Annotated in this window: 13 protein-coding genes; 6 read left to right on the top strand and 7 right to left on the bottom strand. The window is 60.6% G+C overall.

Going from position 1 to position 12010, the window contains the following annotated elements:
• Positions 1–71: 71 nt before the first annotated feature.
• Positions 72–776: an autoinducer-binding transcriptional regulator TraR gene (traR, locus tag PH547_RS27055; RefSeq protein WP_112411197.1), complete on the top strand. Its 705-nt coding sequence runs from the start codon at positions 72–74 to the stop codon at positions 774–776.
• Between the two features lie 114 nt (positions 777–890).
• On the opposite strand, the gene PH547_RS27050 is transcribed toward traR, so the two are convergent.
• From PH547_RS27050 to traA, 4 genes are read right to left on the bottom strand one after another with little or no spacing between them, the layout of a single operon-like run.
• Positions 891–1517 (bottom strand): TraH family protein, encoded by a 627-nt coding sequence (locus tag PH547_RS27050; RefSeq protein WP_112411198.1) that lies wholly within the window; start codon positions 1515–1517, stop codon positions 891–893.
• A 12-nt stretch (positions 1518–1529) separates the two neighbouring features.
• Positions 1530–2777: a conjugal transfer protein TraB gene (locus tag PH547_RS27045; RefSeq protein ID WP_112411199.1), complete on the bottom strand. Its 1248-nt coding sequence runs from the start codon at positions 2775–2777 to the stop codon at positions 1530–1532.
• Positions 2698–3228: a conjugative transfer signal peptidase TraF gene (gene traF, locus PH547_RS27040; RefSeq protein ID WP_112411200.1), complete on the bottom strand. Its 531-nt coding sequence runs from the start codon at positions 3226–3228 to the stop codon at positions 2698–2700. The genes PH547_RS27045 and traF overlap by 80 nt, the downstream gene beginning before the upstream one ends.
• Entirely contained in the window at positions 3225–6527 is a 3303-nt protein-coding gene (gene traA / locus PH547_RS27035) for a Ti-type conjugative transfer relaxase TraA (RefSeq protein WP_112411201.1), read from the bottom strand. Before traA ends, traF begins: the two co-directional genes overlap by 4 nt.
• Positions 6528–6776: 249 nt before the next feature.
• Here traA and traC point away from each other — a divergent pair, with 249 nt between their 5' ends.
• The 5 genes from traC (at position 6777) to PH547_RS27010 (ending at position 9944) form a co-directional block, all read left to right on the top strand.
• Positions 6777–7073, top strand: coding sequence for a conjugal transfer protein TraC (traC, locus tag PH547_RS27030; RefSeq protein ID WP_112411202.1), 297 nt, complete (start codon positions 6777–6779; stop codon positions 7071–7073).
• A 4-nt stretch (positions 7074–7077) separates the two neighbouring features.
• Positions 7078–7293: a type IV conjugative transfer system coupling protein TraD gene (traD, locus tag PH547_RS27025; protein WP_162701067.1), complete on the top strand. Its 216-nt coding sequence runs from the start codon at positions 7078–7080 to the stop codon at positions 7291–7293.
• Positions 7280–9211 carry a Ti-type conjugative transfer system protein TraG gene (gene traG, locus PH547_RS27020; protein ID WP_112411204.1) on the top strand — a complete coding sequence of 644 codons (1932 nt, stop codon included), beginning with the start codon at positions 7280–7282 and terminating at the stop codon, positions 9209–9211. The genes traD and traG overlap by 14 nt, the downstream gene beginning before the upstream one ends.
• A 17-nt stretch (positions 9212–9228) precedes the next feature.
• The gene (locus PH547_RS27015) at positions 9229–9471 is read left to right on the top strand and encodes a hypothetical protein (protein WP_112411205.1); all 243 of its coding nucleotides are present in this window, start codon (positions 9229–9231) and stop codon (positions 9469–9471) included.
• A gap of 203 nt (positions 9472–9674) precedes the next feature.
• A complete protein-coding gene (locus tag PH547_RS27010; RefSeq protein ID WP_312862944.1) occupies positions 9675–9944 on the top strand; it encodes a WGR domain-containing protein in 270 nt (89 codons plus the stop codon).
• Between the two features lie 67 nt (positions 9945–10011).
• On the opposite strand, the gene PH547_RS27005 is transcribed toward PH547_RS27010, so the two are convergent.
• The 3 genes from PH547_RS27005 to PH547_RS26995 all read right to left on the bottom strand — a co-directional run bounded on the left by PH547_RS27005 (position 10012) and on the right by PH547_RS26995 (position 11183).
• Positions 10012–10371 carry an HVO_A0114 family putative DNA-binding protein gene (locus PH547_RS27005; RefSeq protein WP_112411207.1) on the bottom strand — a complete coding sequence of 120 codons (360 nt, stop codon included), beginning with the start codon at positions 10369–10371 and terminating at the stop codon, positions 10012–10014.
• On the bottom strand, positions 10368–10649 hold the full coding sequence (locus PH547_RS27000) for a toxin-antitoxin system TumE family protein (RefSeq protein WP_112411212.1): 282 nt from the start codon (positions 10647–10649) through the stop codon (positions 10368–10370). Before PH547_RS27000 ends, PH547_RS27005 begins: the two co-directional genes overlap by 4 nt.
• A gap of 213 nt (positions 10650–10862) precedes the next feature.
• Positions 10863–11183, bottom strand: coding sequence for a DUF736 domain-containing protein (locus PH547_RS26995; protein WP_112411208.1), 321 nt, complete (start codon positions 11181–11183; stop codon positions 10863–10865).
• Positions 11184–12010 lie beyond the last annotated feature (827 nt).

Genomic DNA, 12010 nt, shown 5'->3' with positions numbered 1-12010 from the left:
CAAAGCCATCTACGTGCCAGAACACTTCTCGGCACGTGATGGTGTGTCCAACGCGCTCATGGAGGAATGGAATGCAGCACTGGCTGGACAGGCTCACGGATCTCACGGCGATCGAGCGAGATGAAACGATTCTCAAAGATGCGCTGGCCGAGCTTGCCGAGCAATCGGGTTTCGGTGCCTATGCATATGTCCACCTCCAGCCGGGCCATATTCTCGCTGTATCGAACTATCATCCCGAATGGCAATCGATCTACATTAAGCGAAAATATTCGACACTGGATCCGGTTGTAAAAAGAGCGAAATCCATCAAGCAAATTTTCACCTGGAGTGCCGAGCAGGAGCGGCCGCGGCTTTCAAAGGCGGAGCGCGCTTTCTTCGGGCACGCCGCCGACTTCAATATACGCTCTGGTGTCACCATTCCCATCAAGACGGCCAGCGGGTCAATGTCGTTGTTCACTCTGGCGTCGGAAAAAGCGGCATTAAATGTGGATCGCAACGTCGATGCGGTTGCGGCTGCGGCTGCCGCAGCTCAGCTGCATGCCCGTATTGCCTTCCTCCGGGAAGCGCCGAGCGTAAAGGATCATGGCTATCTTGATTCGAAGGAAGCAACCTATCTCCGATGGATCGCCGTCGGTAAAACGATGGAGGAAGTCGCGGCTTTGGAGGGTGTCAAGTATAACAGTGTCCGCGTGAAGCTCGCAGAAACCAAAAAGCGCTTCAATGTCCACACGACCACGCACCTGACCGCACTCGCAATCCGGAAAAACCTCATCTAATCGCAAATGCCAATTCTTCTGGGACGGTCGGTGGGCAATTGCCGATGCCGATCAATGTGTCGCCGCCGCTCATTCGAGAAATCATGAATCTTTCAAATCCGAGGCGGGTGAAACCTATTTCTCGCGACTACCGATTCCCGAGAGATCAATCCGAATGTCTGCCTTGTTCGGATCGGACGCGGTGCTCTCACGCGAGAGCTCGAAATCGCCTGGTATTGGGTCATTATCGCCGCGCCGGATTTCGTTCTTTTCTGCTGGCATCGGAGCGGTCAATTTCAGGCTACCCGGATCCGGCGCGCGAAACACAGCCGTTCCCTCGAAATATCCAGTCTGCCACGCGATGATCGCATCCTCGAGAATCTGCGGCAGCGCCTCTCTTCCCGTGGGATTCCCATACCATTTCGCGACGATCCGGTAGACTTTGGCAAACAGCGCCGTGCCCACGCGGATATTCTGGCACGCATCAACCAGGTCAGGCTTCAGCTGTCCGGCGTCGACGATGCCAAGGCCGGCGGGATATTGCGTGATACCGACGCGAATGGTGTTTCGGCCGAGGTTCTCGCGGATCAGTGCAAGCGCTTCGTCCGCCGTCGTTGGCCTGGGCACCAAAACGATGCGGTTTCCCGAGCGCACGGTGACCGTAAGCGGATCAAGGGATCCTGCGCGCTCGATGAACTGCATGACGATCGCGGGCTTCAGCCCCGGATCGGCGCATTGCTGAATGAGGGCAGCATCGACCATCTCGGTCACTCCTTATGTGTTGAAGGCCATAACGACAGGCAGCCCGAACAGTCTGCCCCAGGCGGTGACGCTCGCTTTCTGGATCGCAACGATCGAGGTTCCCTTGGTCCACCATCCGTTACCCGTGGCGACGATGGCGTCCGGGGCATGCAGCAGAGACTGCAGGATCGGCCAGAGGATGAGTTGCTCGTAGCAGATCAGCGGCGCGATCTTCTTGCCATCGATTTCGACGACGGGGTTGGTGAAAAAATGTGCATGTGCGCCACCGCTCTGCCCAGTCCATCGTGACCAAGGCTGCCACATAGAGACCGGGACCGGCATACGCTCACGATAGAGGACTCTCGCTTCGCCGGCTGAGATCGCCACCATGAGGTTGTCATAGCCTTGGCGATCGACTAGAGCCGCTCCCGCGATGACGGCCAGGCCGGAACCACGCAGCCCGTCGCGCCAGATACGTTCGATTGTCGGCGTCCAGAAACCCAACGCACTTTCGGGAAACACAACAACACGCCCGCCTTCGCTCGCGGATATCCTAGCTATGGCGATCATGCCACGGTGATGCTCGAGCGACGCATCGCGCCCGAACATCTGGCCCATTTCAAGATCGACACCTTCCCATCCTTCCGGTAGAGCCGGCTCCGTCCACGTTGCGGCGGACCAGAGCCAGAAGCCTCCAAGGCCGATGGTGGCGGCCGGCCAATATCTCGTCGTCATGGCGAGCAGGCCGGCAGCTGTCGCACCGAGGCCCCACCAGCCCCATGCCGGAAACAATACGCCGGCGGCGGTGAGCGGGTGCGCCCATCCAATAATCCCGAATGGCGGTACCGCCATCAGCATCATCGCCAGAAGATAGCGGCCGGCCCGCCATCTTCCTCGATATTTGGTCCAGAGCACCGCATGGACGGCGACGAACGAGAACGAGGCGGCTACCCAGAGCAAGAGGCCTGGCCCGAGATCGGCGGCATAGAAGTTGGCGACACCTTGCGGCAAGCCACGCGATGCGGCCAGGAAATAGCCTGCTGATAGAAAGGCTGCCGTCCAGCGCGACGCCGCCATCGCCCACAGCGCCGGCAACAGAGTAGCAATCGGCAGCGCCAGAACGTTTCCGCTCCAGCCAAGCCAGCCGCAAGCAACGGAGGCCACGACCAGCGAACCGGATCGCCAAAGGTGGAAACTGCGACTACGGATCAAAGGTGAACACCGGTCGCGCCAGGCCGAGAAGACCAGCGTCCGGAACCGGTCCAAAATATCGGGAATCATAGGAGCTCGCAAAGGCTGAATGGAGAAACAGATATCCGGACGGCACGACACCGCCGCGATAGTGATCTAACGGCCGACCCTCGGCGTCCGTCGTGCGGATGCTGGATGATGCGAGAGGATGGCCATCGATGGCGAGGTCGCGGCCAACCTCCACATGCTGACCTGGCAATGCGACAATCGTCTTGATCAAGGGAGCAAAGCCGCCGCTGCATAAGCCTGCGCGAAGGTAGCCGCGCCGTCTTGCACTCTCGAAGAGCGCCGTCGGCGGCGGACATATGAACACCAGATCACCGACCGCGACCGGACGGTGGAGTGCGTTTATGCGCCAGAGTCCGAGCGGCTCGCTCGGCGTCAGGTTGAGCCGATAGCCGCCGATTTGAGCGACTGCCGCCCCGCCCACGATAACGCTGCCGGCACCGAGCAGGATCAGACCAATCCGCCGACACCTCATTGCTTCAGCACCGGTGTCTGGCGCTGCGCCTGATGCAGCTCCTCGATCTGCCGTAGGGCCTCCGTCGTGCGTTCATGAGCGGCAAGCTGCTGGGCCGTGCGCATAACCGACCAGGCTTCCTTCAGCCGTTCCTTCTCCTCCGGCCGCATCCCCTCGGAGAGCTTGTCAAAGAGTTTTCCGAAGGGCTCGCGTGCCGAATTGGCCAGAAGCATCCGCTCGCCGAGCCGCTCGGAAACGGCCTTGTTGAAGCTGTCGATCTCCTGCTTTGTTTGGCGATTGCGGAGCGCATATCCAAGAGCGCCCGGCAGATCATTCCGGTCGATCGCATCGCGCACGCGCTCGAGCACCAGACGTGCAGCCGGCGACAAGGCCGGAATGTCGACCGAAACACGCTGACGCAACGCCTGTTCATCTATCGCCATACGCCGTGTCGCGTCTTCACGCATCCGGAGATAGGTTTCGAGATCGCGCTTCAGAGCCGGCACATTGACCTCGGCCATGCGACGGGCTTCCCGTTCCGCTTTGGTTGCCAGAATACCGGTCTTGCCCTTAAGCGGTCCGATCGACGCCGGCTCGGCCTCGAACTTCTGCAGAGCTTTGCCAGCGCTGTCGTTGTCAGCGAGAACAGCGTCGAAATTCATTGCCCGGAACGCGCTTTCGGGATCCGCAAACACATAGCGGAAGCGCGTCGAGACTTCCTCCCATTGCCTCTTCAATGCAGGATCGGCGTCGAGTTTCTGCGCGACCGCGTCTGCAACGGTGTTCTCGAACCCGGTTATCCCGGCGACCATGGGCATCGTCTCCTTGGCTGTTTGTGTTTTCGGGGATTGGCGGACGGCGAGGCGCTCTGTGAACGCGGCAAGGCGTCCCGTTAGGTCTGAGACTTTCGTCTTCTGGTGCAATATCCAGTCCAGTCGGTCGCGCAGCACCGTGCGTGCCACCTGGACAATATTCAGCCCGCGGTTTTCGGCGAACTGCAGTGCCTGGCGATAGAGCGTTCCGCGCTCGTAATCGAGGGTGGTCTCCTTGGCATTCCTTCGGGAAAGAACCTTGGAAAGGCCACCATTGAAGCCGAAGGATCGGCGACCGTAATAGAGCTTGAGATCCTCACGATGGCGGGTCATCGCCACGTAGGTCAGATGGCGGTCGAGCGACAAGGATGCCAGCACTTTGACATGATCGACGGTCGCTCCTTGAGACTTATGGATGGTTGTCGCGTAGCCGTGATCGAGATTGTTGTAGAACCGCTGCTCGACCGTCACCTGCCGTCGCTGAACTCCCTCGCCCACGATAGCCACGATGCGGTTTGGTGCTGCCTCGATCACATGGCCGATCATGCCGTTCTTGACGCCAAGAGAGCTCTCGTTCTTCAGGAAGACGATCTGGTCGCCCGTGTCGAAGCGGCGTACACCGTCGGCGGTCTTGAAGGCGTGGCCCTCATCCACGATTCCCCGCTCGACGAGTTTTGCCCGCGCCATTTCGTTCAACATCCGCACGTCGCGGCGCAGATGCGCGAGCATCAGCATAGTCTTGCTTTGATCGTAATCCCGGTTCCAGTCAGCGATCAGATTATCGACAGCTTCCGCCTTCAACGTTGATCCCAGCACGTTGCCGTGATCCCGATAGAGGGAGAGCGCCTGATCGACATTGCCGCGCGCCAGTGCGAGCGAGGCATGCCGCATCCAGTCTTCGCGCTGACGATAGATCGTTTCGAGTTCGGCGTAACCGATGCGGTCAACAATAGCGCGGAAAGCAGCGCCTGCCTCAATCGGCTGGAGCTGTTCGGGATCACCGACCAGAACGATCTTGGCCCCTGCCCTGACGACGGCATCGACGAAGCCGGCCATTTGCCTCGAGGCAACCATGCCGGCCTCATCCATGACGAAGATCGTTCTCTCGTCGAGCAAGTCGCGGCCTCGACCCCAACGCAGTTCCCAGGAGGCGAGCGTGCGGCTCCGGATGCCGGCATCCTTCTCAAGGCCTTCGGCCGCCTTTCCGGCAAGCGCCCCACCGACAACGCGATAACCGGCCAGTTCCCACGCTTCGCGAGCGGCCTTCATCATCGTGGTCTTGCCGGCGCCGGCGCGTCCAACCATGGCGGCAATCCGGATCGAACCGGCGATCCGCTCGATCGCTGCTTTCTGCTCTTCCGAGAGACGCACATGTCGCCGCAATATTGCTTGCAGCACCGCTCCCGAAACAGCGTGCGTCTCCTTTCCCGACAACCACATCGCCTGCCGCGCCATCGTCGCCTCGAGGCGGATCATCTCGCGTGTCGTGTAGCGCGCCGGCACCTTATCGCCGGTGGCAAAATCGATCGTGTCGCGCTGGAGACGCAGGGCTTCGGGGCTTTGGACGATGCGCACCAGCAATTGCTGGAAGACGGCCAGATCATCGACATAGCGAGAGAGCACCTTGGCAATGTCGCGTTCATCGAAAACGCTCTTCTCACGCGTGATCAGGTCGAGCACGATTTCCGGACGACGCAGGATACGACGGAGGTTCTCGCTGCGACGCTGCTCATTGAGTTCGATTCGCTCAAGCTCCGGCCGGGCGCCTCGGCTCTCCGCCTTACGCTCGATCGCCTTGGCGCCGACACCGAGATGGATCGTGGGCGTAAGTTCGATGCCCTGCTTCTCATAGGAACGCCCGTCGACCTTGAGATCAATGCCTGCTAGGGCGAGATGATGGTTCAGCCGCTCGAACCATCCGTCACGCAACACATTGAAGTCGTCTGCCGAACCGGCCCAAAGGTGATAAACGATCTTCCCTGCCTTCGTGCGCAGCGGCTGGCCGTCCTCGCCGATGACAGCGACCTTTTTCGCCCCGAACCCATCCCCGGTCAGCGGGCGCAAAGTCGTCATCAGGTGGATGTGTGGATTACCGGGATTGTCGTGATAGACCCAGTCCGCGACCATGCCCTTGGCGATGATGTGCGTCTCCACAAAGTCGCGCACGAGTGCGATGTTCTGCTCGGCCGAAAGTTCCAGCGGCAGCGCGATTGTCAAGTCGCGGGCGAACTGAGCATCGGAGCGCTTCTCGAAGGCTTCGACCTTGTTCCAGAAAGCCTCGGAAGCACCGGCCACGGAACGATCCGCGATAAGGATTCGAGCCCATGTTGGCACATCGGCCGGGAGCAGGAACTCCTCGTGCAGCAGGCCGTCTTTCCGCGTATAGTCGATGGTGCGGGCCTCGCGCTCGTATTCCATTTTCGCACAATGCCGATAGGCCGCCGACAGCACCGCGCTGCGGCCGTCGCCGCGGCTGACGATGCTAGCTGAGAAGTGGGCGATGGCCACGGCGACGGTAACTCCCGGTTGGAACCTCGTTCGTCGGGAGCTGGCAAGGTCATTTGAGGGCTGAACTCAAGGCGTCGCGTCAGCGACGTATAATTGCGCCCTTGGACCCGCTCCTTCGGATCGGCGGGATGATCCCCCAAAGTGTCGGCCTTGCCGACGTGCAAATCTGCACATTTGCCGAAGAACGCATCCGAGGGAGTGTTGGCGTCGCGAATGCCACGTCAATGACCGAGAGGAGACGCGTCCGGAATGAAGAAGCCGTCATCGAAGATCAGGGAAGAAATCGCAAAGCTGCAGGACCAGCTTAAGGCAGCCGAAACGCGCGAAGCCGAGCGGATCGGACGGATCGCGTTGAAAGCCGGTCTAGGCGAAATCGAGGTGGACGAAGCCGAGCTTCAGGCGGCGTTCGAGGACGTTGCCAACCGGTTTCTTGGAGCCAAGCAAAAGGCCCCACCAAGAAAGACTGCCGGCGACGGCTCGGCCTCCAGCGAAACGCCCTCGCCGGTCACGTCTGGCGCGCATGCGGGCAGCGGTGGCGAGGCTTGAGCGGATGGGCCGGACCTTTTCAACGGATGCGCGCAAGAAGGACACGCGCGACAAAATCGAGCTCGGTGGCCTGATCGTGAAAGCAGGTCTGCGCTACGAGAAGCGCGCGCTGCTGCTCGGCCTGCTGATCGACGGGGGTCGCCGCATAAAGAACGACGAACAGGAGCGTGCGCGTCTTGTCGCTTTGGGTGCTGAGGCTTTCGGCAATGACGGTGAATAGAGTGCTCCTCGCAGCCCTGCCCGCCGCAATCATGCTGGCGGCGATGATCTTTCTGCCGGGCATCGAGCAATGGCTTGCGGCTTTCGGCAAGACTGCCCAGGCACAGCTGATCTTCGGACGTATCGGTCTGGCATTGCCGTGCGTCATCGCCGCCGCGATCGGCGTTACCTTCCTGTTTGCAGCCAACGACGCAATCAATATCAAGGCTGCTGGATGGAGCGTGGTCGCGGGCAGTGCGGCTGCGACCGCGATCACCGTAACGCGCGAAGCAATCCGGCTCGCCGACATTGCCAGCAGCGTGCCGGCCGGGCAATCCGTGTTCGCCTATCTCGACCTGGCGACGATGACTGGCGCCTCCACGGTTTTGCTCGCCGCTGGTTTCGCGCTTCGCGTTTCGCTGCGCGGCAATGCTGCCTTTGCCAAACCCATGCCCCGGCGCATCCGCGGCAAGCGCGCCGTTCATGGCGAAGCGGACTGGATGAAGATGAATGAGGCAGCGATCCTGTTTCCGGAGAGCGGTGGCATCGTCATCGGCGAGCGCTATCGGGTCGACCGCGACAGCGTCGCGACAATGTCATTCCGCGCTGGCGATCCGATGACATGGGGCGTCGGCGGCAAGTCGCCGCTGCTCTGCTTCGATGGCTCCTTCGGATCGTCGCATGGCATCGTCTTTGCCGGCTCCGGTGGTCTCAAGACGACCTCGGTGACGATCCCGACCGCGCTCAAATGGGGCGGTGGCCTCGTCGTGCTGGACCCGTCAAGCGAGGTCGCCCCGATGGTCGTCGAGCATCGGCGGAAAGCCGGACGGAAAGTCGTCGTCCTTGATCCCACCACACCGGGCATCGGCTTCAACGCGCTGGATTGGATCGGTTGGTATGGCGGCAATGCGGAAGAGGATATCTCCGCGGTTGCCTCGTGGATCATGAGCGATAGCGGTCGCGCAGCCGGCGTGCGTGACGACTTCTTTCGAGCCTCGGGGCTGCAACTGCTGACCGCCATGATCGCCGATGTATGTCTCTCCGGTCATACCGAGCGAGACAGGAGAACATTACGGCTGGTGCGCGCCAATCTGTCCGAGCCGGAACCGAAACTGCGGGCGCGGCTTCAGGAAATCTACGACAATTCGGAATCCGATTTCGTGCGGGAGAATGTCGCCGCCTTCGTGAACATGACGCCTGAAACCTTCTCAGGGGTGTACGCCAACGCCATCAAGGAAACCCACTGGCTTTCCTACCCGAACTATGCGGCCCTCGTCTCCGGCTCAACGTTCCGGGCCGATGAGTTGGCCGACGGTCAAACCGATGTCTTCATCAATATCGACTTGAAGGCGCTGGAAACCCATTCCGGCCTCGCCCGCGTCGTGATCGGTGCACTCCTGAATGCGATCTATAACCGCAATGGCGCAGTGAAGGGGCGCACACTGTTCTTGCTCGATGAAGTGGCCCGGCTCGGTTACATGCGGATATTGGAAACCGCGCGCGACGCGGGCCGGAAGTACGGCATCACATTGGCGATGATTTTCCAGTCGCTTGGTCAGATGCGCGAAGCCTATGGAGGCCGGGACGCCGCAAGCAAATGGTTCGAGAGCACGAGCTGGATTTCGTTTGCCGCGATCAACGATCCCGACACGGCGGACTACATCTCGAAGCGCTGCGGCGATACGACAGTCGAGGTCGATCAGACGAACCGCGCGACGGGCATGAAGGGGTCGTCGCAGTCGCGCTCGAAACAGCTCAGCCGCCGGCCGCTGATCATGCCGCACGAGATACTGCGCATGCGGTCCGACGAACAGATCGTCTTCACATCGGGCAATCCGCCGCTGAGATGCGGGCGTGCGATCTGGTTTCGGCGCGAGGACATGAAAGCCTGTGTCAGGCAGAACAGGTTTCACAAGACTGGAAGGTCCACGCAGAAATAGCAGAGGAAGCGACACGCATGGAATTGCTGTTCACACTGGCAGGATTGATTGCAATCGTGGTGGCACTTTACGTTTTGCGGTCACAGAGGGGAAAGCGTCTTTCGTTCAAGACCAAATGCTTGATCTTCAGCGCGCTCGTATTTTGCATGACAGCATTGTGGTGCGTTGTGTACGGACCGGATCTATGGATCCTGATTCAAGCGGGCGCCATCATCGTCGTCGCAACGCTCGCCGGCCTTCTGTCCTCTCGCAAAGGCTGATCTGCGACGTGCGGTCCCGAGTCGGCCAGCTAAGGATTTGGCCCGCAAACCACGCGGGACCTGAGCGGGCATGATCAAGTGTCCAAAGCTCCTGGCAATCCCAGCATCATCCTTCGCGAATCATCACGGATATGAATCGGTCCACGCCGACCGATTCAAAAGTGTCGTTGGACGCGGAATCTACTCTCGGCGATCCTGCCGTCATGATTATGCAGCCCTACCAGCTCTATATCGAGAGAATAGACGCAACGAAAAACATGGCCCGCTACTATGCCATGTCGATCGAGCCGACGCTCTTCGGACAAGCGTGCCTTGTCCGTCGATGGGGCCGCATCGGTGCCAGTGGTCAGAAGCTGGTGCATTATTTCCAGCATGAACAGGAAGCCGTCGACCTCTTCCTCACGCTTCTTAGGCGGAAGCGCTCGCGCGGATACGGCTTGAAACTTCGCTCCAGCCAAACAGTGATCGCCTGATCGGCCACGTCAGGAAGCGTCGGCCTTCGCGACCATGATTGAACCGGAGCGCAGAGCAGCGGCGAAATCAGGCGGCCGCCTTCACATCGAACTCGAAATGCAGCTGGTCATAAGGGAATTCGACGCCGGCGTCCGTCCGATCCAGGACACCCGCGTTGACCAGTGTCGTCACGTCCTTGTGGACGGCCTGCACATCACGGCCGACGCGGCGGGCGACCTCCCGTATCGCCAACGGCCCCTGTCCTGCCATCGCCTTCACGATGGCCAGCCGTGACGGCGCAAGGACCCGGTGCATGTCGTCATAACTCAGAAAGTTCACCGACGGCGTGGCAGGTACCACGATCCCTTCCAGCACTTTCTGTCCCGCGTTGACAAAGCGGGCCTTGGCGTCGGCAATCGAGCTTAATCTGATGACCAATGTCCTCATGCGAGTATCCTTTCCATGTCCGCCTGAAAGGCGTCGAACAACGCTTCCAGCGTTGTGAATTCTATCGGTTCCTCAAGATCGCCTATATGACGATGATCGCCTTTGCCCCGCTCATTGTCATATCGCATGACGCACTCGCCGTTCACGATCAGCGCCAGACGATATTTGAAGTGATGGCTGCTGCCGGGAACGGGGGTCGGCACATGCCACAGGACCGTCTCGAAAAATGCCGTGTCGCTGACGGTGGTTCTGGATTTTTCGATCAGCACGGCTTCCATGTTGTTTTCGATAACATCACCTGCTGTTGTTGTCAAGAACAACAGTTCGGGCTTGCGCAGCAAAGTCAGCGCTGGGGTTCGATGCCCCGGCGCTGGCTTCGGAGCGTTGATCGCGGGCAGGATCAAGCTCTGCCGTGTGATGACTGGACGGACACCGCGTCGCCCGCCCGAAGGGTGTGAGCCCACGGGCGGACAAATGTTTCGGCGGTTGCCTCAATCCCACGGAATAACGGCCATCAGGTCATCGTCGTCCTGGCCGGGATAGCGACCAAGATTGGCATTGAGCCTGCCGTGACCGGTGTTGATGGAGAGGCTGTAATAGTCGCCGTCATTCTGGTTCTTCTTCTGCCAGATGCCGCCGATTTCCACGCGTCGTCCCCTCGGGGACTTGGCGAACAGGCGGAAAACGGGAGCCTTGGGATTGTTGCTGTTGAACGCCTCCCCGGTGATGTCCAGGTCGTAGGAAATCGAAGCGATGTTGCCGGTGAGAGTGCCGTTTTCGCCGAAGCGCACGAAGTTTGCGTAGTCAGTCATTGTCAATCTCCATTGGTTGCGGTTGCCATCCCGAAGGGCAAGCCCCTCGGGCGAAGCCTTCCCGTCTTTCCGGGTGAATGGCCTCTGACATTCCCCGGGACAGAGGGGGAGGGCGAAAGCCCGCCCCGCGCCGACGGTTGCTCGGGTCAAGGGGTCGTGGCGGGAAAAAGCGGAAGCTTCGGCCGCAGGCGGAAAGCCGCTTTTTTCCGACGCGACAAGCGGCTTGCCGCGCCTGCCCCTTGATCCGGGCGGCCGGCGATGTCAGGGGCAAAACAAACAGAGCAGACCGGAACGGGCCTCATGGTCGGGTGCGTCAGCAACTCAAGGGGTTCAACACCGGGATCGGTGGTGCGGATCGAACGGACTGCGTCGTGCCAAAGAGATAAAGTTGCGCTGCCCGAAGCGGGGGGCGGGCAGTCAGCGCGAGTGGTCTTCGAGGCATTGCGCAAGTTCCGTAAGATCGCGTTCCACAGGCTCCGGAAAACCCTTCGGCGCTAAATATGAGCGCGGGTTTCCTTCGCCTGCTCCGCTCGCCTGTGGCTCGCTCCGGCCGCGGCCGCGCCGTCCGACGGCGCTGCGGCTGGAAGGCGGTTCGGACTGAGCTGTGCGCTGACTCGCTCCGACGATCGCGCGGGCGCGATCGGGAAACAATGAAGAGCATCGGAGAAATCATCATGGCGCCGGCCGCAGGTCGGGATTTCGGGAATTCTCGACGCGCAGGGAGCGGAACAAGGGCAGCCGCAGGAGCCTCAACGAAGTTGCCGCAGCGGAAGCGGGATCGACTGCCCCCGCTCCCTGCGCTCCGCGTTTCATGGGCGGGCGGGGAG

Origin of the sequence: Rhizobium cerradonense (assembly GCF_030182455.1) — a bacterium.
Lineage (GTDB): Bacteria > Pseudomonadota > Alphaproteobacteria > Rhizobiales > Rhizobiaceae > Rhizobium.
Note: the sequence above shows the minus strand (reverse complement) of the source record. Positions and strands in the feature narration are given on the sequence as shown.

Coding starts and splice junctions, on each gene's coding strand:
- traR (WP_112411197.1), top strand. CDS start 72: ATGCAGCACTGGCTGGACAGGCTCACGGATCTCACGGCGATCGAGCGA.
- PH547_RS27045 (WP_112411199.1), bottom strand. CDS start 2,777: ATGATTCCCGATATTTTGGACCGGTTCCGGACGCTGGTCTTCTCGGCC.
- traC (WP_112411202.1), top strand. CDS start 6,777: ATGAAGAAGCCGTCATCGAAGATCAGGGAAGAAATCGCAAAGCTGCAG.
- traF (WP_112411200.1), bottom strand. CDS start 3,228: ATGAGGTGTCGGCGGATTGGTCTGATCCTGCTCGGTGCCGGCAGCGTT.
- PH547_RS27010 (WP_312862944.1), top strand. CDS start 9,675: ATGATTATGCAGCCCTACCAGCTCTATATCGAGAGAATAGACGCAACG.
- PH547_RS26995 (WP_112411208.1), bottom strand. CDS start 11,183: ATGACTGACTACGCAAACTTCGTGCGCTTCGGCGAAAACGGCACTCTC.
- PH547_RS27015 (WP_112411205.1), top strand. CDS start 9,229: ATGGAATTGCTGTTCACACTGGCAGGATTGATTGCAATCGTGGTGGCA.
- traG (WP_112411204.1), top strand. CDS start 7,280: ATGACGGTGAATAGAGTGCTCCTCGCAGCCCTGCCCGCCGCAATCATG.
- PH547_RS27005 (WP_112411207.1), bottom strand. CDS start 10,371: ATGAGGACATTGGTCATCAGATTAAGCTCGATTGCCGACGCCAAGGCC.
- PH547_RS27050 (WP_112411198.1), bottom strand. CDS start 1,517: ATGGTCGATGCTGCCCTCATTCAGCAATGCGCCGATCCGGGGCTGAAG.
- traD (WP_162701067.1), top strand. CDS start 7,078: ATGGGCCGGACCTTTTCAACGGATGCGCGCAAGAAGGACACGCGCGAC.
- PH547_RS27000 (WP_112411212.1), bottom strand. CDS start 10,649: ATGGAAGCCGTGCTGATCGAAAAATCCAGAACCACCGTCAGCGACACG.